This is a genomic window from Delftia sp. K82 (assembly GCF_002193035.1).
In the GTDB taxonomy this organism is placed as follows: domain Bacteria; phylum Pseudomonadota; class Gammaproteobacteria; order Burkholderiales; family Burkholderiaceae_C; genus Comamonas; species Comamonas acidovorans.
The window spans coordinates 238,525-259,996 of the sequence record NZ_MYFL01000005.1 but is presented as its reverse complement, the minus strand read 5'-3'; the positions used below and the strand labels follow the sequence as shown (position 1 = coordinate 259,996).

Genomic DNA, 21,472 nt, shown 5'->3' with positions numbered 1-21,472 from the left:
GTGTCCCCTCTCTTAAATGCGGCGGCCACCGCCCATCAGGTGGCCACTCGGTTGATAACTCTTAGGTAAATGGGTCGTTTATGCGCGTGCGGCAATGGCCGCCAGCGTGCGCAGTGCAGCCTGCGCCTCTAAGGGCGCCTTGTCGTAGTGCCGCAGCAGCTGCTGTGACTCAGAACTGACTGATGCCGCCGCGCCGGCATCACCGCCCGCCGCGCCTGCGCGCAGCGACAGCAGCACATAGCCAACATCCACACCCACGGCGTGCAGCTGCTGCAGCGCCTTGGCATCGGGCGCGAACTCGCCCTCTTCAAATTTCAGCAGGGCCAGGCGATCCACGCCCGACTTGGCGGCCAGTTGGCCCACGGTCAGCTCCAGCCGCTTGCGCTCTTGCACCAGGCGGGCCGCAAGCGTGGCAGCGGGCTGTGCATGCTCTATCGCGCTGGGGTCAAAAGTACGTATGCCCGTGAGCACATAGCCGGAGTCCACCCCGAACCCGCGAATGGTGTTGAGGTAGCCAACATCAGGCAGATTTGCCCCCGTCTCGTAGTTCGATTGAGTGTTCTTGGACACCCCGCCCAGGGATGCAAACGCCTCTTGGCTTAGGCCAAGCCGTTTGCGCTCCTCACGCAACCTTTGGGAAAATTCATCCATTTTTTTGGTAAATCTGTTGACTTTCCCAAAAAATTGGGCAAAATCCACCGCATCTTGTAACAACCTATCTCCAGATACTACATGACCACCCCAGCGCACCACACCCGCCACCGCTCGGCCACGGTCGAGCCCCTGATGTACTCCAAACGCATTCCCTTGGGGATGACCGAAGAGCTGGAACGCGCATGGGACGGCGCCCAGCACGAGGGCCGCATCGTGCTGGGTCAAACCGACACCGCCGCCGAGCGGCGCTGAATCGAGTGCGGCCAAACATTCAGCGCCACGATAGAAATCACGCGCACCCTGAGCCCCAACGCCACGCCCCATGCATGGCCCGAGCCTCTCTTGCCGATGCCCACCAAGCAGTCCTGTGCGCTGCGGGAGTGCTCAAGTACACAGTGAAACGCATCCTGTACGACGGGGCACAGGAGCGCTACTCCTGCCCGCACCTCAGCCGGGCATTTGCAGCGCTCAACCAGCTACCTGCTCCCGGTTGCTGCCCGGCAAGCAGTCCACATGAGCCGGTGCGGGTGGATCTGCTTTCACTGCTCGCCCTCATCAGCTCGGAACTGGAGTTCGCATGCGACACATTCCGAGAGAACCGGCTCAGTGCAGCAGGTGAAGCTGCCTTTGTTCATGGACTGCTGGAACACGCCTTTGGATTCGCAGACCGGCTGTTCGGGGCCTACAACGAGCTTCCCAACTCCTTGGACGACCTGCGTTTCCTGGCCAGCTTTGCTGCAGCCAAGGAGGCTGGCAACGGTATCAATACATTCGGCAGCCAGGCAGATACAGCATCACCAGTCACAGCGGCATCGCCGTTGCTTGGAAGCGGCCACCGGGCCAGTGAGTTGCTCATTCGTTGCTCATTCGACATCGAGGCAGCAGCCCACGCCGTGACAGCGCTGGGAGATCAGATCACGGAACCGGAGCAGATTCAGATCGCCTCGCTGATTCGCTGCTATGGCGCACGCATCGCGAAACTCAACAGTGTTCTGATGAGCTATCTCACCGGGGACGAAGTGATCACCCTGGCGGATGCGCAGCACGCCTTGTACCAAGGAGCCAGGCAGTTGCCAGAAGGAGCACTGTGATAACGCGCGACGGAGATGACCCTTTGGATTGAGCGCAGCGCATTTGTGTGCCGCGATCTACGCCCCCTTGGCGCGGCGTCCAACCTCGGGTAGTCAATAATGTGACCTTTGTCCGCCACCACGCCCCACACGATGGATACGGCCCGAGGCGGGCAGCACGACACAAGAACATTTGCGCCTTCCTGCGGCCCCGCGCCATCCAGGCAGGCCTTGCCCGGCGCCTTCGCGCCGCCGCAACCTGTTGATTCCCAAGCCAATGAGCGACCTTTCGCAAAGCACACAGCCCTCTCCGGCCCCTGATCTGTCGGCGCACACGCCCATGATGCAGCAGTACCTGGGCATCAAGATCAACTACCCCGACACGCTGGTTTTCTACCGCATGGGGGATTTCTACGAGCTGTTCTTCGGGGATGCGGAGAAGGTGGCGCGGCTGCTGGACATTACGCTGACCACGCGCGGGCAGACGGCGGGGCAGCCGATTCCGATGGCGGGCGTGCCCTTCCATGCGCTGGAGAACTACCTGGGCCGGCTGATCAAGCTGGGCGAGTCGGTGGCGATCTGCGAGCAGGTGGGCGAGGTGGGCGCCGCCAAGGGCCCGGTGGAGCGCAAGGTGGTGCGCGTGGTGACGCCGGGCACGCTGACCGACAGTGAGCTGCTGTCGGACAAGAGCGAGGCGATCTTGCTGTCCCTGCACACGGCCGGGCGCCAGCGCTGCGGCCTGGCCTGGATGGCGGTGACGCAGGGGCGCATCCATCTGGCCGAGTGTTCCCACGATGAGCTGGGCGCCTGGATTTCGCGCATTGCGCCCAGCGAGCTGATCTACAGCGCGGGCGTGACCGAGCGTTTCGAGCAGAGCCTGTTCACGCTGCGCCATGGCGGCTCCATTGCCTGCCCGCTGTCGCCGCGCCCCGACTGGCAGTTCGATGGCGGTCTGGGCGAGCGCAAGCTGCTGGAGCTGCTGGGCGCGGCCAGCCTCAAGGCCTGGGAGGCCGAGGACCTGCCGCTGGCCCATGGCGCCAGCGCGGCGCTGCTGTCGTATGCCGAGCACACGCAGGGCCGCAGCCTGTCGCACATCCACGCTCTGCAGGTGCAGCGCGACGATGAGCTGATTGCGCTGCCGCTGGCCACGCGCCGCAACCTGGAGCTGGTCAAGACGCTGCGCGGCGAGGATTCGCCCACATTGTTCTCTCTGCTGGACACCTGCATGACGGGCATGGGCAGCCGCCTGCTCAAGGCCTGGCTGCTGGAGCCGCGCCGCGACCGCACGCAGGCCATGGCGCGGCTGGAGGCCACGCGGGCGCTGCAGGGCGCCAGCGCAGGCGGCATGGCCGCGCCCTGGCAGCAGTTGCGCGAGCAGCTCAAGGGCGTGAGCGATGTGGAGCGCATCACCGCGCGCACGGCGCTGCGCCAGGTGCGCCCGCGCGAGCTGGTGGGACTGGGCCGCACGCTGCACAAGGCGGCCGTGCTGGCCCAGGCCGGGCAGACACCCTCGGCCCACCTGACCCAGCTGTTTGCCGACCTGCAGCCGCCCGAGGGCTGCGCCGAGCTGCTGGTGCGCGCCATCATGGAAGAGCCGGCCGCCCTGGTGCGCGACGGCGGCGTGTTTGCCACGGGCTACGACGCCGAGCTGGACGAGCTGCGCGCCATCCAGAACAACTGCGACGACTTCCTGCTGGAGCTGGAGGCCAAGGAAAAGCTGCTGACCGGCATTCCCAACCTGCGCGTGCAGTTCAACAAGGTGCACGGCTTCTATATAGAGATCACCAACAGCTACAAGGATGCGGTGCCCGAGCGCTACCGCCGCCGCCAGACGCTGAAGAACGCCGAGCGCTACATCACGCCCGAGCTCAAGGCCTTCGAGGACAAGGCCCTGTCGGCGCAGGAGCGCGCGCTGCAGCGCGAGAAATTCCTCTACGAGCAGCTGCTGGACCAACTGCAGCCCCATGTGCCGGCGCTCACGCGCGTGGCCGGTGCCATTGCGGCCATCGACGTGCTGTGCACGCTGGCCGAGCGCTCGCTGACGCTGAACTGGTGCGCGCCCGAGTTCGTGAACCATCCCTGCATCGAGATCGAGGCCGGCCGCCACCCCGTGGTGGAAGCGCGCATGGCCGAGACCTCCAGCGGCAGCTTCATCGCCAACCACACGCGCATGAACGCCAACACGCGCATGCAGATCATCACCGGCCCCAACATGGGCGGCAAGTCGACCTATATGCGCCAGGTGGCGCTGATCGTGCTGCTGGCCAGCATGGGCTCGCATGTGCCGGCGTCCAGCTGCCGGCTGGGGCCCATCGACGCCATCCACACGCGCATCGGCGCAGCCGACGACCTGGCCAATGCCCAGTCCACCTTCATGATGGAGATGACCGAGGCTGCGCAGATCCTGCACTCGGCCACGCCGCACAGCCTGGTGCTGATGGACGAGATCGGCCGGGGCACCAGCACCTTCGACGGCCTGGCGCTGGCCAGCGGCATCGCCACCCAGCTGCACGACAGGACGCGCGCCTTCACGCTGTTTGCCACGCACTACTTCGAGCTGACCGAGCTGCCGGCCAAGGCACGCGCGGCCGTGAACATGCATGTGAGCGCGGCGGAGTCCGGCCAGGACATCGTCTTCCTGCACGAGATCCAGCCCGGCCCGGCCAGCCGCAGCTACGGTATCCAGGTGGCCAAGCTGGCGGGCATGCCGGCCGGCGTGCTGCACCACGCGCGCCATGCGCTGGAGGCACTGGAGGCCCATGCCGACGAGGGCCGCCTGCAGGTGGACCTGTTCGATGCGCCCGACATGCCCGAGCCCGAAAGCCGCCACGATCCGCTGGCCCAGGCGCTGGCCGCCATCAATCCCGACGCACTGAGCCCGCGCGAGGCGCTGGAAGCCCTTTACCAGCTCAAGAAGATCGCCGCCTGAACGCGGTCAATCGCCTCGCACCAGGGCCTATTCACACTAATGTGGGGTCGCGAAGCTACCTGCCAGCCCGCCAATCAAGGCGCGCGACGCCGTGCGTGTGTCCACACGCACAAGGAGTGCAACGCCGAGTGGCGGGCTGGCAGGCAGCTTCCCTTCGGGTTGCCCGGCTGCGGGGCCGTCTGCGGCGTTGCACGCGCTTGCAAGGCACAAGCCTTGCTGCGCACGCGCGCCTTGCATACGACCCCGCAGCCGGGCAACGCGATCCCCACATTAGTGTGAACAGGCCCTAAACTTGCCATTTCCGCAGATTCGGACGCTTCCATGACTTATTGCGTTGCCATCAAGCTCAACGCCGGCCTGGTTTTCCTGGCCGACTCGCGCACCAATGCCGGCCTGGACCAGATCAGCTCGTTCCGCAAGCTCATGGTCTACGAGAACCCCGGCGACCGCTTCATGGTGCTGCTGTCGGCCGGCAACCTGTCCATCACCCAATCGGTGCGCGAGCTGCTGGAGAGCCAGCAGCTGCGCGACGAGGCCACGGGCGACATGCTGACCATCTGGAACGTGCGCAGCATGTTCGATGCGGCCCGCGTGCTGGGCGCGGCCGTGCGCCATGTGTTCGAGCGCGACGGCGTGGCGCTGTCGCGCTCGGGCGTGGACTTCAATATCTCGCTGGTGCTGGGCGGCCAGATCCAGGGCGAGAACATGCGACTGTTCCAGGTCTACTCGGCAGGCAACTTCATCGAGGCCACGAGCGAGACGCCCTACTTCCAGATCGGCGAGTCCAAGTACGGCAAGCCCGTGCTGGACCGCGTGATCACGCCGCGCACGCCGCTGGACGAGGCCGCCAAGTGCGCCCTGGTGTCCATGGACAGCACGCTCAAGTCCAACCTCTCGGTGGGCCTGCCGCTGGACCTGATCGTGTACGAGAAGGACCGCTTTGCCTCCGACAAGATCGTCAGCATCGACGAGAGCAATCCGTATTTCCGCATGCTGCACGACAGCTGGGGCGAGCGCCTGCGCCATGTCTTCGACAGCATCGAAGACCCGGCCTGGGAGGGCAGCGATTCCGCGGTGCCCATTCGCGTGCACAGCCGCCAGGCCCAGCCGCTGACCAAGGTCACCGCGCCGGCAGGCGCCCTGCGCTCGTCGGCGCGCAGCATGGGCCGGCTGCCGCCTGCGGCGCTGCGCCAGCCCTATCACAGCGGCACGGGTGCAGGCCTTGGCACCTCCACGGCCGACGGGCTGGCCACCTCGCCCATGACGCCCCTGCAACCGGGCCCGACATCGCCCATGCGGCCGGACGCCGGGCAACCCTCCGGCCACCAGCAAGGCATGCCGGATGCTCCGGACCGAACCGGCCAGGAGCCCCAGCCGTGAACGCGGCCAGGCCCGCGCAGCGGGCCGACAGCGACGCGGGCACGGAATCGGCACCGCTGCCCGTGGTCTTCTCGCATGCCAACAGCTTTGCGCTGCCCACCTACCGGCTGCTGTTCTCGCTGCTGGCCGAGCGCGGGATCGCGGCGCAGGGCGTGGAGCGCTTCGGCCATGACCCGCGCTTTCCCGTCACCAACAACTGGCCCCACCTGGTCGAACAACTGGCCGAGTTCACGCGCGCCGAGGTGGAGCGCGTGGGCGGTCCGGTCTTTCTGGTCGGGCATTCGCTGGGCGGTTTCCTGAGCGTGATGACGGCTGCACGCCACCCCGAACTGGCGCGCGGCGTGCTGCTGATCGACTCGCCCCTGCTCAGCGGCTGGCGCGCCAATGCCGTGGGCGTGGCCAAGCGCACGCAGCTGGTGGGCTCGGTCTCGCCGGGCAAGATCAGCGCCCGCCGCCGCAATGCCTGGGACAGCGATGACGAGGCGCTGGCCTATTTCCGCGCCAAGAAGGTGTTTGCGCAATGGCATCCGCAGGTGCTCCAGGACTATGTGCAGGGCGGCCTGGCCGACCTGGACGGCCGGCGCACGCTGCACTTCACGCGCGAGGTGGAGACCGCCATCTACAACACCTTGCCCCACAACCTGGCCTCGCTGCTGCACCACCATCCGCTGCGCTGCCCGGCGGCCTTCATCGGCGGGCGTGCCTCGGTGGAGATGCGCCAGGTGGGCATGGACCTTACGCGCCGCATCACGCGCGGGCGCGTGATGATGCTGGACGGCAGCCACCTGTTCCCCATGGAGCGGCCCCACGCCACGGCCGCCGCCATCGAGGCCTCGCTGCTGAACCTGCTGGGCTCCGAGGCCTGAACCGGAGCTTCAGGCACAAAAAAGACCCCCACGCTCCCCTTGCTGCGCAAGGTCCGCTGCCCCCCGGGGGGGCCGCTTTTTGTCTTGGGGCGGCCCGGCGACAAAAAAGACCCCCACGCTCCCCTTGCTGCACAAGGTCCGCTGCCCCCCGGGGGGGGGCCGCTTTTTGTCTTGGGGCGGCCCGGCGACAAAAAAGACCCCCACGCTCCCCTTGCTGCGCAAGGTCCGCTGCCCCCCAGGGGGGCCGCTTTTTGTCTTGGGGCGGCCCGGCGACAAAAAAAGCCACCCTTGGGGTGGCTTTTTGCATGCGCGGCGCAGGCTGTCAGGCCTCGCTCCAGGATACGACCCCAGTGAAGGCCGTCACCAGCACGATGATGCCGAAGGCGATGCGGTACCAGGCAAACGGTACGAAGCTGTTGGTGGAGATGTAGCGCAGCAGCCAGCGCACGCACAGCCAGGCGCTGATGAAGGAGAACACCAGGCCCACGGCGAACATGGGGATGTCGGCCGCCGACAGCAGGGCGCGCTCCTTGTAGAGGCTGTAGACGCCGGCGCCGATCAGCGTGGGAATGGCCAGGAAGAACGAAAAGTCGGTCGCCGCCTTGCGCGACAGGCCCATCAGCATGCCGCCGATGATGGTGGCGCCGCTGCGGCTGGTGCCGGGAATCATGGCCAGGCATTGCACCAGGCCGACCTTGAGGGCATCGAGCGGCGTCATCTCGTCCACGGTCTGCACGCGCATGGCCGAGGCGGGCCGGCGTTCGGCCCACAGGATGACGAAGCCGCCCAGGATGAAGGTAGTGGCCACCACGGTGGGCGTGAACAGGTGCGCCTTGATGAACTTGCCGAAGATCAGCGCCAGCACCACGGCCGGCAGGAAGCCGATGATGACGTTCAGCGTGAGCCGCTGCGCCTGGCGGCTGGTGGGCAGGTCGACCACGGTGGAGCGGATCTTCTGCCAGTACACCAGCACCACGGCGAAGATGGCACCGGTCTGGATGGCGATATCGAAGACCTTGGCCTTGGCATCGTCGAAGCCCAGCAGCGAACCGGCCAGGATGAGGTGGCCGGTGGAGGAGATGGGAAGGAACTCCGTCAGCCCTTCCACGATGCCCATGATGGCGGCCTTGACCAGCAAAAGAATGTCCACGGCAAGCGTCCTGTCGCAATGCAAAAGTGGGCCATTATCTGCGCTGGCCATGGCCTGCCGGTGTCCGCCTGCCCGCCTGTCAGCGGCAATCGCAAACTTTTACAACGCCGGGCCCGCGACGTTGCTGCGCGCCCGGCACTGTGCTGCAATGTGGGTGCGCTGGACTTCAGCGCGCCTTCAAAACCATTCCATCATGAAAAAAATCGTTGTTCTGGCAGTTGTCTCCCTGGCCTGCAGCATGGGCATGGCCGCAGGGGACAAGGCTCCCACGGCCCAGCAAAAGCTGATGGGCACCTGCAACACCGAAGCCACCGGCAAGAAAGGCGACGAGCGCAAGGAGTTCATGAAGTCCTGCCTGTCCGACGGCAAGAAGCGCCAGCAGGAACGCATGAAGACCTGCAACGTGGACGCCACGGGCAAGAAGGGTGATGAGCGCAAGGCGTTCATGAGTGAATGCCTGAAAAAGGATTGACCCCCTGAGCGGCTGCGCCGCTTCCCCCTTCTCGCTTCGCGGAGGGGGACGACACCCTCGCTGCGGGGCGGCCCTTGCTCGGTGTCCCTCGCTTTAGGGCGCGCCAGTCGGGATGGCCTTGAGCCCGTCAAGCATTGCAAAAAGCCACCGTTTTCGGTGGCTTTGCTGTTTAGGCGGATAGTTTTCTGATTTGGCTATCAATGGAGCCGTGCACTACCGACAGCCGTTCAAACTCGCAGGGCTCAAGCGCGGGCAGCCGAGCAAGGGCCGCCCCGCAGTGAGGGCTGCGTCCCCCTCCGCGAAGCGAGAAGGGGGAAGCGGCGCAGCCGCTCAGGGGGTCATCTTCCTAGCTCTGCGCTTGCGCCACCAGATGATGACACCGGTGATCGACAGGACGGCGACGAGCACGCCGACGAAGGACATGAGCACGCGGCCGGGGGTGCCGAGGATGCGGCCGCTGTGCAGGGGCAGCTGCAGCTGGACGAAGACGTCGGCTGCGGTGCCGTGCCAGGGGCGGTAGGTGCCCAGGACTTCGCCGTTGTCCGAGCTGACGTAGATGTTGGACAGTCCCATGCCCATGGCGCCGGTTTCGTCGTGCGGGTCGAAGAAGGATATGTTGTAGAACGGGAAGTCGCCGCCCCACCAGATGCCGCCTGCGGGCTGGGCGAAGCCCAGGCGCTTTGCCTCGCTCTGGGCGATGGCGATGGCCTGGGCGAACGAGACCTTGGGCACCAGGAGCGTGCCCTGGGGCGCGGGCTTGAGGGTTTCGTAGGGGCCGGGCGTGGTGGTGGAGACGGTGCTCATCACCGGGTAGAAGACTTCGCGGTACAGGTTCAGCGAGAACGAGGTGAAGGCCACGATGACGATGACGGCCCAGACCCACAGGCCGCCCGCGCGGTGCAGGTCGAAGTTGAGCTTGTAGGCGCCGCCGCCCCAGCGCACGCGCCATGAGGGCAGCCAGCGCCGCCACCACGATCCCACGGCCGCCGTCAGGCGCGGGGCGCTTTTCCTGAGCTTGACGGGAAAGGTCAGCAGCAGCGCGACGAAGCTGTCGGCCACCCACAGCAGGGCCAGGCTGCCCATGAACCAGTAGCCCCAGCGGTCCGTGCCCCAAAAGCGCGGGGCCAGCAGGCTTTCGTGCAGGTGGCGCAGCCAGGGCATGAGGTTGCGCTGGCTGAGCGCAAAGCTGCGCCCGTTGCGCTGGCCGGTGATGTGGCCGCTGACGGGATCGACGAAGACCGTGTCATAGCCCAGCGCAGGCGCCTGGCCCGTGGCCGGGTCGGGCCGGGGGCGCACCATGAACATGGCGGCTTCGCCCTCGACCAGGCCCAGGGTCATGTAGCTGATCTCGGCGCGCGGCTCGCTGGCCTGCACGGCGGCGGCCAGCTCCAACGGGGTCTTCAGCGGGCCGCGTGCCGGGGTCTCCAGCATGTCGGCGTTGAGCCATTCGTCGATTTCATGGTCCCAGGACAGCACGGCCCCGGTGAGGCCGGCCATGGTGAGGAAACCGGCCAGCACCAGGCCAATCCAGCGGTGCACCACCGTCCACAACGCGCGCATGCTTCAGATCGCTCCGGCTCAGAAGTCCACCGATGCGCTCAGCGAGAAGGTGCGCGGCATGGACTGCACCAGGTAGTTGGCGCCCGGGTAGCCGCCCACCGACGACCAGTAGCCCTTGTCGAACAGGTTGTCGATGCGCGCGCGCAGGGTCAGCAGGCGGTTGTTGCCGATGTCCATGAGATAACGCGCGCCGATGTCGGTGCGCGTCCACGAGGCCACCTTCAGCGTGTTGGCGCCGTTGGCGTACTGGCTGGAGGTGTGCATCACGCGCGCATTGAGGGCCAGGCCCGAGACGCCGGGCACATCCCAGTCCACGCCCAGGTTGAGCAGGCGCTTGGGCACGCCGATGGCGTAGTTGCCGATGGTGGTGGCATCGGCGGCCTCGCGGATCTTGGCCTCGCTGAAGGTCACGCCGCCCAGCACGCGCAGGCCCTTGACGGGTTCGCCGAAGACCGTGGCCTCCAGGCCGCTGTTGCGCTGCTTGCCGTACTGGCCGAAGACCTGGTTTGCCACATAGGCCGAAGGCATGTCCGTGGTGTACAGCGCCACCGTGGCGCCCAGCTGCTGGCCCTGCCACTTGAAGCCGATTTCTTTCTGGCGCGACTTGTAGGGCGCGAACACCTGGCCGCCGTTGGACACGGGCAGGTCATTGGCCGTCTGCGGCGCCACGGCGCCCTTGGTCAGGCCTTCGATGTAGTTGGCGTAGATCGAGGTGTTCTCGCTGGTCTTGAACACCAGTCCCAGCATGGGCGTGGTGGCCGACTTCTTGTAATTGTCGGTCTGCGCGCCCGTGTTGTAGTCGTAGCTGCTTTGCTCGATGCTCTGGCGGCGCACGCCCACGGTCAGGCGCAGGCGCTCGTCCAGCATCGTCAGCGTGTCGCCGATGGCAAAGCTGTTGAGTTGGGTTTCGCCGGCACGCGTGGGGTCGGCCAGGTTGCCGCCGAACAGCGTCATGGCGGGGCGTGCGCTGCTCCAGGGGTTGTAGATGTTGTTGACCACGCCAAAGCCCATGCCCCAGGCATTGCGCTCGGTGGCCGAGTAGGTGCTGGCGGTGGCCACCAGCTCGTGGCCCACGCTGCCCGTGGCCAGGCGCGTGCGTATGCCGACCTCGCCCGTGCCCACGCTGTCCTTGCGCTTGTTGTCGAAGCGCGTGCCCGTGGTGTCGCCGGCCGCATTGCTCACGGTCACGCCGCTCAGGGAGTTGTCTTCCTTGCCGCGGCGCAGGCCGCCGGCGGCCCAGGCCGTGGTGGTGTCGTTGATGTCCCATTCGGCGCGCAGCGTGGCGAACAGGTCGCGCTCGGTGGAGTACGACCAGTTCTGGCCGTAGTTGGTCTTGTTGTCGGGCACGGCCGGGATGAAGTTGCCCGGCGTCACGCTGGGGCGGCCGCCGTTGTAGCTGTTGCGCTGGTAGCCCACGTCGCCCGACAGGCGCACGTTGCGGCTGCGCCAGTCCAGTCCCACGCCCAGGGCGGTGAGCGAGCGGTCCTCGCCATCCACGCCCGTGCCGCCGTCGCGGCGCACGGCGTTCAGGCGGATGCCGGTGCTCTGGTCAGGGCCGAAGCGGCGCGAGATGTCGGTGGAGACAAAGGCCTGGCCACCCGTCTGGATGCCGGCGCCCACGCGCGTCAGCGCTTCGTTGCCGGCGCGCTTGGGCAGCAGGCTGATGGTGCCGCCAATGCCGCTGCCACCGGGTGCTGCGCCATTGAGGAAGGCATTGGCGCCGCGCAGCACCTCCACGCGCTCGAAGAATTCCGAGGCGATGTACTGGCGCGGCAGCAGGCCGTACAGGCCGTTGTAGGCGATGTCGTCCGAGTACACCGGGAAGCCGCGCAGCACATACAGCTCCTGGAAGTTGCCGAAGCCGCGCGCCTGGCGCACGCCCGGGTCGTTGAGCAGCACATCGCCCACGCTCTTGGACTGGGTGTCTTCGATCAGCTGCTGCGTGTAGCTGGTGGTGGAGAAGGAGGAATTCTTCCAGTCCAGCGTGCCCAGCACGCCGTTGCGCGCGCCCGTGGCCACCTGGCCGCCTGCGAAGGGCTTGGACAGGCCCTGGGCCGATGCGTCGGCACTGGCCTCCACCGTCACGGCCTCCAGCACGGGGTCGCCGCCCCGGGTCTGGGCAATCAGGGCCTGCTGGCTGCACAGGCAGAGAACGGCCAGGGAAATCGGGCGGATGGAGGGCATGAGGATGATACTGAGAATGATTTACAGAATCCGTTAGCTTACCAACCACGTTAGGGCGCTGCTATGAATTTTCTCAATCTGTTGCATCGAAGCAATCCTCCAAGCGATTGAACTCAAAGGCTCTTCGCAATAGTTTGTGCGCACTCCCCATAGCCGCAATCTTCCAACGACCACGGAGATCCCTGCAGCTCGCGGCGCCCCGATGCATCTGGCACCCTGCCCGCGCCCGTCCGTCGCATGGCGCTGGCCCGGCCCGCGTCCGGCAGCGACAGTCCTGTCCCATACAGGCCCACCAACCCGGGCCGCACGCCAGGACACCGCCATGCAAATGACACCGCTGATCGCCATCCACATGAGTGCCGCCCTCGGGGCCACGGCCACGGGTGCCATCGCCCTGCTGGCACGCCGCCAGGCCGCCGTCCATCCCCGCCTGCACCGCGCGGCCGGCTACGCCTTCGTCACGCTCATGGTCTGCGCGGCGGTGTCCGCCTGCTTCATCCGCGACTACCGCCTGCCCAACTGGGCCGGCTACACGCCCGTCCACCTGCTGGTGCCGCTGACCTTTGCCGGCCTGGGCCGCTCGTTCTGGCACCTGTACCACGGCAACATCGCCGGCCACCGCAAGATCATGCGCAGCGTCTACATCGGCGCCTGCGTCGTGGCGGGCCTGTTCACCCTGCTGCCCGGCCGCTACCTGGGCGACCTGCTGTGGCAGCAGCTGGGCCTGGCCTGAAGCCGCTTTCCTTCCCCTGATGGAGAACTTCCCATGCGCACCCTCGATCCCCTTGATCCCCTCGATCCCTCTGCCCGCCACGACGACGATGCCCTGGAGCGCATGGCGCGCCGCCGCGCAGGCGCCAAGATGGGCTGGATGATCCACGCCAGCGTCTATGTGCTGGTCAACCTCGGGCTGGCGGCGCTGTCGCTGTCCCAGGGCAGGCACTGGGCCATCTTCCCGGCCCTGGGCTGGGGCCTGGGGCTGGCCATCCACGGGGCCGTGGTCTGGCTGGCCCTGCCGGGCAACGGCTGGCACGGGCGCATGGTGGAGCGCGAGCGGCAGGCGCTGCAGTCACGCCAGGGCCGCGCCCGCTGAGCGACGCCATGGGACTACCATTGCTCTCCATGCCCGACCTCGCATCCAACGCCCCATCCCAGCGGGCCGCACAGGGCCACATCGTGGAACGGACCACGCTGCTGCGCCACGGCATCGCAACGACCTCGGCCTGCGCCCTGATTGCCGCCGCATTCAGCCTGAGCAACCACGGCCGCTGGGACGTGAACCTCATCTATTCGCTGTCGATCGGCCTGACCAGCTGGCTCACCATCGAACTGGGCCGCTGGCGCCTGACGCGGGGCCAGGACATTCCCTGGCCCGGCGGCTGGCGCGGCGCCGCGCTGGTGGTGGCGGGCATCGTGACGGGCTTTGTGATCGGGTCGCTGATCGGCACGGCCTACAGGCAATGGGCCGATCCCGACGCCAGCACGGCCCTGATGCACCGGCTGTGGATACCGCTGGCCGTCACCATCGTCGCCAGCACGGTGATGTCGCTGGCCTTCTTCCTGCTGGGCTACTCGCGCCACCTGCAGATGCAGGCCGAGCAGGCCCGCCGCCAGGCGGCCGAGGCCAAACTCACCCTGCTGCAGGCCCAGCTGGAGCCGCACATGCTGTTCAACACCCTGGCCAACCTGCGCGTGCTGGTGGCCAGCGACCCGCAGCGCGCCCAGGCCATGCTGGACCATCTGATCGCCTACCTGCGCGCCACGCTGGGCGGCTCGCGCAGCACCGAGCATGCGCTGGGCGAAGAGTTCGCACGCCTGCGCGACTACCTGGCGCTGATGTCCATCCGCATGGGCCCGCGCCTGCAATACACGCTGGACCTGCCCGAGGACCTGGCCCAGGTACCCGTGCCGCCGCTGCTGCTGCAGCCCCTGGTGGAAAACTGCATACGCCACGGACTGGAGCCCAAGCTGGAAGGCGGGCATATCGCCGTGCGTGCGCGCCGCATGGACGGCGGCCCGTTGGAGCTGACCGTGACCGACAACGGCATGGGCCTGGATTCCGGTGCGCCCGCCCTGCCCGGCAGCCGCTTCGGCACGGCCCAGTTGCGCGAACGCCTGGCCAGCCGCTATGGCGACGCCGCGCACTTCGAACTGGCCGCCCTGCCCGAAGGCGGCACGCTAGCCAAAATCACCATTGCCAACGCCGGTTGAAATGACCTCCTCCCCCCGCGCCCTGATCGCCGAAGACGAACCCCTGCTGGCCGAGGACCTGCGCCAGGCCCTGGCCCGCGCCTGGCCCGAGCTGCAGATTGCCGCCATGGTGGGCGACGGCCTGAGTGCTGCCCGGCAGGCGCTGGCGCTGCAGCCTGATGTGCTGTTCTTCGACATCCGCATGCCGGGCCAAAGCGGCCTGGAGGCCGCCGCCGAACTGGCCGACGCCTGGCCCGAGGCGCAGCCGTTTCCCATCCTGGTCTTCGTGACCGCCTATGACCAGTACGCCATGGACGCCTTCGAGGCCCAGGCCGTGGACTACCTGCTCAAGCCCGTGCAGCCTGAGCGGCTGGCGCGCAGCGTGCAGCGCCTGCGCGAGCTGCTGGCCCAGCGCACGGCGGCCCCGGCCGGCGCTGCGCTGGCGCAGGCGCTGGAGCAATTGCGGCACCTGGCCGGTGCCACGGCCCCCGCCACCACAGCCACCGAGACGCCGCTGCAGATGATCCAGGCCGGCGTGGGCACGCAGATCCAGATGGTGCCCGTGCACGACGTCGTCTATTTCGAGGCGGCCGACAAGTACGTGCGCGTGCTCACGGCCTCGCATGAGTACCTGGTGCGCACGCCGCTCAAGGAGCTGCTGCCCCGGCTGGACGCCGAGGAATTCTGGCAGGTGCACCGTGGCACGGTGGTGCGTGCGGCGGCCATTGCCAACGCCCAGCGCGACGAGGCCGGCCGGCTGTGGCTGCAGCTGCGCGAGCGAGCGGAAAAACTGGCCGTGAGCCGCCTCTACGCGCAGCGGTTCAAGGCGATGTAGGTGGCGATGTAGACGCCGGCTCCGTCAGCGCAGCGGCGGCTGATCGGGCAGGTCCAGCACGTCGTCCCAGGCCACGCCCTGCATCTCGTCCCAGTGGGCGACGATCACGCAGCGGGGGCCATGCCCGGCCACGGGGGCCGATTGCTGTCCCGCATGGTTGAGCCCTGCCAGCGTGCGCTGCACATGGTCGATCGATCCCCGGTCCAGCGCGGCCAGTGGCTCGTCGATCAGCAGCAGCGGCACGCCGCTGGCCCAGCCCGCCGCCATCCACAGCTTGCGCAGGCTGCCCGTGGACAGGGCCAGCAGGGGCTTGTGCAGGTGGGGCTCCAGGCCCAGGCCGTCGGCATGGGCCTGCCAGGCCGCCTCGCTCCACGCCGGGTGCAATTGCCGCTGGTCCTGCACCCATTCCTGCGCGGGCCGGGAGCGCTCGGCATTCGACAGCTCGGCGCGCGGGTCGCGCCAGAACAGCGCGGGGCGCTGCGACGGGTCCGGCTGCTGCGGATACACCAGGCGCCCGCCCTGCAAGGGCAACTGGCCGGCCAGCATTTGCAGCAGGCTGGTCTTGCCGCAGCCCTCGCCGCCGCGCACCAGGCACAGGCCCACGGGCCAGTCGTGCGAGGCACCATCCCACAGCAGCAGGCCCGGCTGCCCGAAGCGCAGGGCCTGCGCGCTCACCATCGGGGGCGCCATCGATTGCTGTGCGGTGTCCATCTGAATGTCTTTCCGGTTCTGCGATGCGGGCGATTGTGCACGCGGCACAATGCCGGGCTTTCCCTTTTCCAACCACGCACTACGCATGCGGACCGCCACCATGACCCTCGACTACCTGGATTTCGACTACAGCGAAGACGACGAAGGCACGGGCTGCTGGGACGCCATGGCCAGCGTGCCCGCCACGCGCGTGCCGGCGCTGGCGGCCGAGGTGGAGCAATTGCTGGCCTGGGCGCACCGCCGCTTCAAGGGCCGGCGCGGCCCCATCGAGGAAGGGGGCGACTGGGACTACGAACTGCAGGCCCAGGACGACGGCGGACAGCCGCTGGCCTGGCGCTTCGATGCCACCACGGTGCGCCTGCAATCCGTGGCGGCCGGGGATGGCCGCACCACGGTGAACCTGTCGATCAGCGGCAGCGCGGCCTTCGGCGAAGCATTGCGCCAGGCCTTCGAGCTGCAGGACTGAACATCAGCGCGCGACAGCCTGCGGCCCCTGCACGGAGGCCGGCCCCAGCGGCTGCCAGCGCCCGGCCACGTTCTTGAGCAAGGTGTTGACGGCAGCCAGCCGCCGGTTGCGCACATCGATCAGGCTGCGCCGCGCCGACAGCACCGTGGTCTGGGCGCTGAGCACATTCAGATAGGCCACCGTGCCCGCGCGGTACTGGTTGTTGACGACATCCAGCGCCTTCTGCGCGGCGGCCACGGCCTCGACCTGCACCTGCTGCTCGCGCGCCAAGGCGGATGCGGTGACCAGGTTGTCCTCCACCTCCTGCAACGCCGTCAGCACGGTCTGGCGGTAGGTGGCAGCGGCCAGGTCCAGCGAGGCACGCGCCGACTCCACGGCCGCCGTGCGCGCGCCGCCGTCGAACAGCGCCAGCGCCAGCGACGGGCCCAGCGACCAGAACAGGTTGGGCGCACTCACCAGGTTGGACAGCGATGCACCCCGGTAGCCGGCCGTGGCCGACAGCGTGAGCGCCGGGAAGAAGGCCGCGCGCGCCACGCCCACCTGGGCGTTGGCGGCGGCCACGCGGCGCTCGGCCGCAGCAATGTCGGGGCGCTGCTCCAGCAGTTGGGACGAGAGCATGGCCGGCACCTCGGGCGGCGGCGGCAGCTCGGCGCCGGCCTCCAGGCTGAAGGCGGCCGGCGGCAGGCCCAGCAGCGCGGCCAGGGCGTGCTCCAGCTGGGCGCGGCTGGTCTGTGCCTCGATGAGCTGGGCCTGGGTGCTTTTGTACTGCGCCTCGGCCTGGGCCACGTCGGCCGACGAGGCCACGCCCGCGCGGTAGCGGTTGTTGGTGAGCTTCAGGCTCTGCTCGTAGCCCTGCAGCGTTTCCTGCAGCAGCCGCACGCTGGCATCGGCCGCGCGCAGCGAGAAATAGGTCTGCGTGATCGATGCCTGGGCCGACAGGCGCGCGGCGGCCAGGTCGTCGCTGCTGGCCTGGGCGCTGGCCTGGCTGGCGCTGACCGTGCCCGACACGCGGCCCCACAGGTCCAGCTCCCAGCTGGCGTTCAGGCCCAGCGAGTAGTTGGTCGAGATGTTGCCGCTACTGCCGCTACTGCCGGTGTTGCCGCCCGTGCCTGATGCACCGGAGGCCCCGCCGCTGCGCGAGCGCGTGGCGCCGGCCGTGCTGCCCAGCGTGGGGAACAGCCCGGCCTGGCTGCTGGCCACGGCCGCCTGCGCGGCACGCAGGCGCGCGGCGGCCTGGGCAATGCTCTGGTTGCCGGTGGCGGCCTGCTGCTGCAGGCGGTTGAGCTGCTCGTCGCCGAACAGCTCCCACCAGTTGTCGGGCACTTGCGCGCGCGACGGATCTGCGGGCCGCCAGATGCCGGCCTCGGCCGCCTCGGGCGTGGCTTCCTTGAACTGGGCCGGCACCTCGAGTGCGGGGCGCTGGTAGGCGCTCTGCGTGGAGCAGCCGGCCAGCAGCGCGGCGGCCAGCCAGATCGCCGGGGAGTGAAGTGTCTTGAACTGCATCAGCTTGGGCTTTCGGATTCGGTTCACTGGGGTGATGCGGCTGGCACAGGGGTGCCACGGTCCTTGCCCTGCACGCGGCCACGCAGGCCCATGACACGCTGGCGCAGCCTGTCCAGCAGCACATAGACCACGGGCGTGGTGTAGAGCGTGAGCAGCTGGCTCAGCATCAGGCCGCCCACGATGGCAATGCCCAGCGGCTGGCGCAGCTCGGCGCCATCGCCCCGGCCCAGGGCCAGCGGCAGTGCGCCGCAGATGGCCGCCAGGCTGGTCATGAGGATGGGGCGCAGCCGCAGCTCGCAGGCGCGGTAGATGGCCTGGGCGGCCGTGGCATGGCCGGCGCGCTGCCGCTCCAGCGCGAAGTCGATCATCATGATGGCGTTCTTCTTGACGATGCCGATCAGCAAAATCACCCCGATCAGCGCGATCAGCGAGAACTCCGTCTTGAACAGCATCAGCGCCATCAGCGCGCCCACGCCGGCCGAGGGCAGCGTGGACAGGATGGTCAACGGGTGCACCAGGCTCTCATAGAGCACGCCCAGCACCAGGTAGATGGTGATGATGGCCGCCAGGATCAGCAGCGGCTGCCCCGACAGCGCCTGCTGGAAGGCCCCGGCCGTGCCGCTGAAGCTGCCGCGCACCGACACGGGCACGCCCAGCTCGGCCACGGCCGCGCGGATGGCATCACTGGCGTCCGACAGCGCCACGCCCTCGGCCAGGCTGAAGCTGATGGTGCTGGCCGGCGTGCCCCGGTCGTGGTTCACGGCCAGCGGCGTGTTGGTGGTGGTGATGCGCGCAAACGAGGTCAGCGGCACCTGCACGCCCTGGTTGTTCACGAAGAAGAAACCGCGCAGCGTCTCTGGGCTTTGCAGGTAGCGGGGCGCGGCCTCCATCACCACGCGGTACTGGTTGAGCGGGTTGTAGATCACGCCCACCTGGCGCTGGCCGAAGGCATTGTTGAGCGTGCCGTCGATCTGCGCCACCGTCAGCCCCAGGCGCGTGGCCGCGTCGCGGTCGATCACCAGCGAGGTCTGCAGGCCGAAGTCGGACACATCGCTGTTCACGTCCGTGAGCTGGGGCAGTTGCGACAGCACCTGGCGGATGCGCGGCTCCCAGGTGCGCAGGTCCTGGATGTCGTCGGCCTGCAGCGTGTAGTCGTACGAGCCCGAGCTCTGCCGACCGCCGATGCGGATATCGCTTTGCGTGACCATGAACAGCCGCGCGCCGGGCTCGTTCTTGAGCTTGTCGCGCAGGCGGTTGATCACCTCGTCGGAAGACACCTTGCGCTCGGCAAGCGGCTTGAGCGACATGAACATGTTGGCCGCATTGCGCTGGCCGCCGCCCGTGAAGCCCGTCACGTACTCCACGGCCGGGTCTTCCTGCACGATGGACAGGAAGCGCTTGAGCCGCTGCTCCATGGCCTGGTAGGAGGTGGACTGGTCGGCCCGGATGAAGCCCATCACGCGGCCCGTGTCCTGGCTGGGCATGAAACCCTTGTCGATGGCCATGTACAGGTGCACGTTCAGCGCCACCACGCCGGCCAGCACCAGCAGCACCAGCGGCTGGTGGCGCAGGCACCAGGCCAGGCTTGCGCGGTAGCCGGACATGGCACGCCGCTCGGCCCGGCCCACCCAGGCGCCGAAGCGGTCCCAGGCGCGCTGCAGGCCATTGCGCGACCGGCCCGGCTGCGGCACGCGCTGCGGCCGAAGCAGCGCCGCGCACATCATGGGCGTGGTGGTCAGCGACACCACCATCGAGATCAGAATGGCCGCCGACATCACCACCGCGAACTCGCGGAAGAACCGCCCCACGATGCCGCCCATGAACAGGATGGGCACGAACACCGCGATCAGCGACAGGCTCATGGACACCACGGTGAACCCGATCTCGCGCGCCCCGTCCAGCGCCGCGCGCAGCGCGGTCTTGCCGCGCTCCATGTGGCGCATCACGTTCTCCAGCACCACGATGGCATCGTCCACCACAAAGCCCGTGGCCACGGTCAGCGCCATCAGCGACAGGTTGTCCAGCGTGTAGCCGGCCAGGTACATCACGCCGAACGTGCCCGCCAGCGACACCGGCACGGCCACGGCCGGAATCAGCGTGGCCCGGCCATTGCGCAGGAACAGGAACACCACCAGGATCACCAGCGCCACGGCGATCAACAGCGCCCGCTCCACCTCCACCACCGAGGCGCGCAGCGTGGGCGTGCGGTCGGACACGATGGTCAGATCGATGGCCTCGGGGATGGACGCCTTGAGCTGCGGCAGCAAAGAACGCACGCGCGCCACGGCCTCCAGGATGTTGGCATCGGGCTGCTTGAAGATCTGCAGCAGGATGGCGGGCTTGCCATTGGCCACGCCGTAGTTGCGCACGTCCTGCACCGAATCCGTGACATCGGCCACGTCCTGCAGCCGGATCGCATTGCCATTGCTCCAGCGCAGCACCAGCGGCGCATAGTCGGCCGCCACGCGGGCCTGGTCATTGGCGGTCACCTGCCAGTAATGGTCCTCGCGCTCCACCGCGCCCAGCGGCCGGTTGGCATTCGTGGCCGAAATGGCGGTACGCACCTGGTCCAGCGACACGCCATTGGCCGCCAGCTTCACCGGGTCCAGCTCCACGCGCACGGCCGGCAGAGCCCCGCCGCTGATGGAGGCCTGGCCCACGCCCTCCACCTGCGAGAGCTTTTGCGCCAGCACGGTGGACGCCGCGTCATACATCTGCCCGCGCGTCAGCGCGCTGGACGTCAGCGCCAGGATCATGATCGGCGCATCGGCCGGATTCACCTTGCGATACGTAGGATTGCCCGGCATGCCCGAAGGCAGCAGCGTGCGCGCCGCATTGATGGCGGCCTGCACATCGCGCGCCGCGCTGTCCACCGTGCGCGACAGATCGAACTGCAGCGTGATGCGCGTACTGCCCAGGCTGGAGCTGGACGTGATCTCATTGACCCCCGCAATCGCCCCCAGCGCCCGCTCCAGCGGCGTCGCCACCGTGGCAGCCATGGTGTCCGGGCTTGCACCCGGCAGGCTGGCCGACACCGAAATCGTCGGATAGTCCACCTGCGGCAGCGGCGCCACCGGCAACAGGAAATACGACACCGCCCCCGCCAGCGCCAGGCCGATGGTCATCAGCATGGTGGCAATGGGCCGGAAGATGAACGGCGCAGAGAGATTGGAAAGCTGGCTCATGATCCAGCCCCAAAAATCCCAGGCCGAGCGAAGCGATGGCCCGAGCAAACTCCCCTTCTGCCCGCGCCTGCGTCGTGGTGCTTGCGGGGTTGCAGTCCTGCCGAAGGACAGGACTGCTTCGTCATCTGGCTCGCCGTGATTGTCTGAACGCAGCGCGCCAGCGCGAAGTGAGTTTCACGGCGAACCCCGCAAGCGCCACGACGCAGGTGGCCCCGCAGCGAAGCGAAGGGGTCGCGGGCAGTGGGGCGCGCTTCTTTGCCTACTTTCTTGTCGCGCGACAAGAAAGTAGGTCGGCCGCCGGGCCGAACCCCGGCCAG

Annotated in this window: 18 protein-coding genes; 11 read left to right on the top strand and 7 right to left on the bottom strand. The window is 68.0% G+C overall.

The window, feature by feature from the left end:
* Positions 1–78 precede the first annotated feature (78 nt).
* Positions 79–699 (bottom strand): helix-turn-helix domain-containing protein, encoded by a 621-nt coding sequence (locus KDK82_RS28035; protein ID WP_230356709.1) that lies wholly within the window; start codon positions 697–699, stop codon positions 79–81.
* 33 nt (positions 700–732) lie between these two features.
* Between KDK82_RS28035 and KDK82_RS32880 the strand changes: the two genes are divergently transcribed.
* The 5 genes from KDK82_RS32880 to KDK82_RS28015 all read left to right on the top strand — a co-directional run bounded on the left by KDK82_RS32880 (position 733) and on the right by KDK82_RS28015 (position 6,899).
* On the top strand, positions 733–906 hold the full coding sequence (locus KDK82_RS32880; RefSeq protein ID WP_179217985.1) for a hypothetical protein: 174 nt from the start codon (positions 733–735) through the stop codon (positions 904–906).
* Positions 907–1,049: 143 nt separating this feature from the next.
* Positions 1,050–1,745 carry a hypothetical protein gene (locus tag KDK82_RS28030; RefSeq protein ID WP_256974564.1) on the top strand — a complete coding sequence of 232 codons (696 nt, stop codon included), beginning with the start codon at positions 1,050–1,052 and terminating at the stop codon, positions 1,743–1,745.
* 319 nt (positions 1,746–2,064) lie between these two features.
* On the top strand, positions 2,065–4,653 hold the full coding sequence (gene mutS / locus KDK82_RS28025) for a DNA mismatch repair protein MutS (protein ID WP_088166885.1): 2,589 nt from the start codon (positions 2,065–2,067) through the stop codon (positions 4,651–4,653).
* Positions 4,654–4,974: 321 nt separating this feature from the next.
* A complete protein-coding gene (locus KDK82_RS28020) occupies positions 4,975–6,033 on the top strand; it encodes a proteasome-type protease (RefSeq protein ID WP_088166792.1) in 1,059 nt (352 codons plus the stop codon).
* On the top strand, positions 6,030–6,899 hold the full coding sequence (locus tag KDK82_RS28015; protein ID WP_088166791.1) for an alpha/beta fold hydrolase: 870 nt from the start codon (positions 6,030–6,032) through the stop codon (positions 6,897–6,899). Before KDK82_RS28020 ends, KDK82_RS28015 begins: the two co-directional genes overlap by 4 nt.
* Before the next feature lie 322 nt (positions 6,900–7,221).
* Here KDK82_RS28015 and KDK82_RS28005 read toward each other — a convergent pair whose 3' ends face one another.
* A complete protein-coding gene (locus KDK82_RS28005) occupies positions 7,222–8,049 on the bottom strand; it encodes an undecaprenyl-diphosphate phosphatase (RefSeq protein WP_088166789.1) in 828 nt (275 codons plus the stop codon).
* A gap of 193 nt (positions 8,050–8,242) precedes the next feature.
* Between KDK82_RS28005 and KDK82_RS28000 the strand changes: the two genes are divergently transcribed.
* Entirely contained in the window at positions 8,243–8,521 is a 279-nt protein-coding gene (locus tag KDK82_RS28000; protein WP_043781210.1) for a PsiF family protein, read from the top strand.
* A gap of 330 nt (positions 8,522–8,851) precedes the next feature.
* Here the strand turns inward: KDK82_RS28000 and KDK82_RS27995 are convergent, their stop codons facing one another.
* A complete protein-coding gene (locus KDK82_RS27995; RefSeq protein ID WP_016449690.1) occupies positions 8,852–10,081 on the bottom strand; it encodes a PepSY domain-containing protein in 1,230 nt (409 codons plus the stop codon).
* Positions 10,082–10,099: 18 nt separating this feature from the next.
* Entirely contained in the window at positions 10,100–12,265 is a 2,166-nt protein-coding gene (locus tag KDK82_RS27990; RefSeq protein ID WP_088166788.1) for a TonB-dependent siderophore receptor, read from the bottom strand.
* A gap of 322 nt (positions 12,266–12,587) precedes the next feature.
* Between KDK82_RS27990 and KDK82_RS27985 the strand changes: the two genes are divergently transcribed.
* The 4 genes from KDK82_RS27985 to KDK82_RS27970 are packed head-to-tail and all read left to right on the top strand — an operon-like array spanning position 12,588 to position 15,290.
* Complete coding sequence (locus KDK82_RS27985; RefSeq protein ID WP_013803596.1) at positions 12,588–12,998, top strand: DUF2306 domain-containing protein; 411 nt, start codon at positions 12,588–12,590, stop codon at positions 12,996–12,998.
* A 33-nt stretch (positions 12,999–13,031) separates the two neighbouring features.
* Entirely contained in the window at positions 13,032–13,358 is a 327-nt protein-coding gene (locus tag KDK82_RS27980) for a 2TM domain-containing protein (RefSeq protein ID WP_088166787.1), read from the top strand.
* 29 nt (positions 13,359–13,387) lie between these two features.
* A complete protein-coding gene (locus KDK82_RS27975; RefSeq protein WP_088166786.1) occupies positions 13,388–14,476 on the top strand; it encodes a sensor histidine kinase in 1,089 nt (362 codons plus the stop codon).
* Position 14,477: 1 nt separating this feature from the next.
* Complete coding sequence (locus KDK82_RS27970) at positions 14,478–15,290, top strand: LytTR family DNA-binding domain-containing protein (protein ID WP_088166785.1); 813 nt, start codon at positions 14,478–14,480, stop codon at positions 15,288–15,290.
* A 24-nt stretch (positions 15,291–15,314) separates the two neighbouring features.
* On the opposite strand, the gene KDK82_RS27965 is transcribed toward KDK82_RS27970, so the two are convergent.
* Positions 15,315–16,088, bottom strand: coding sequence for an ATP-binding cassette domain-containing protein (locus tag KDK82_RS27965; RefSeq protein ID WP_088166884.1), 774 nt, complete (start codon positions 16,086–16,088; stop codon positions 15,315–15,317).
* A 13-nt stretch (positions 16,089–16,101) separates the two neighbouring features.
* Between KDK82_RS27965 and KDK82_RS27960 the strand changes: the two genes are divergently transcribed.
* Positions 16,102–16,467, top strand: coding sequence for a hypothetical protein (locus KDK82_RS27960; protein ID WP_088166784.1), 366 nt, complete (start codon positions 16,102–16,104; stop codon positions 16,465–16,467).
* Positions 16,468–16,470: 3 nt separating this feature from the next.
* Here the strand turns inward: KDK82_RS27960 and KDK82_RS27955 are convergent, their stop codons facing one another.
* Complete coding sequence (locus tag KDK82_RS27955; RefSeq protein WP_088166783.1) at positions 16,471–17,970, bottom strand: efflux transporter outer membrane subunit; 1,500 nt, start codon at positions 17,968–17,970, stop codon at positions 16,471–16,473.
* A 23-nt stretch (positions 17,971–17,993) separates the two neighbouring features.
* Positions 17,994–21,155 (bottom strand): multidrug efflux RND transporter permease subunit, encoded by a 3,162-nt coding sequence (locus KDK82_RS27950; RefSeq protein ID WP_088166782.1) that lies wholly within the window; start codon positions 21,153–21,155, stop codon positions 17,994–17,996.
* Positions 21,156–21,472 lie beyond the last annotated feature (317 nt).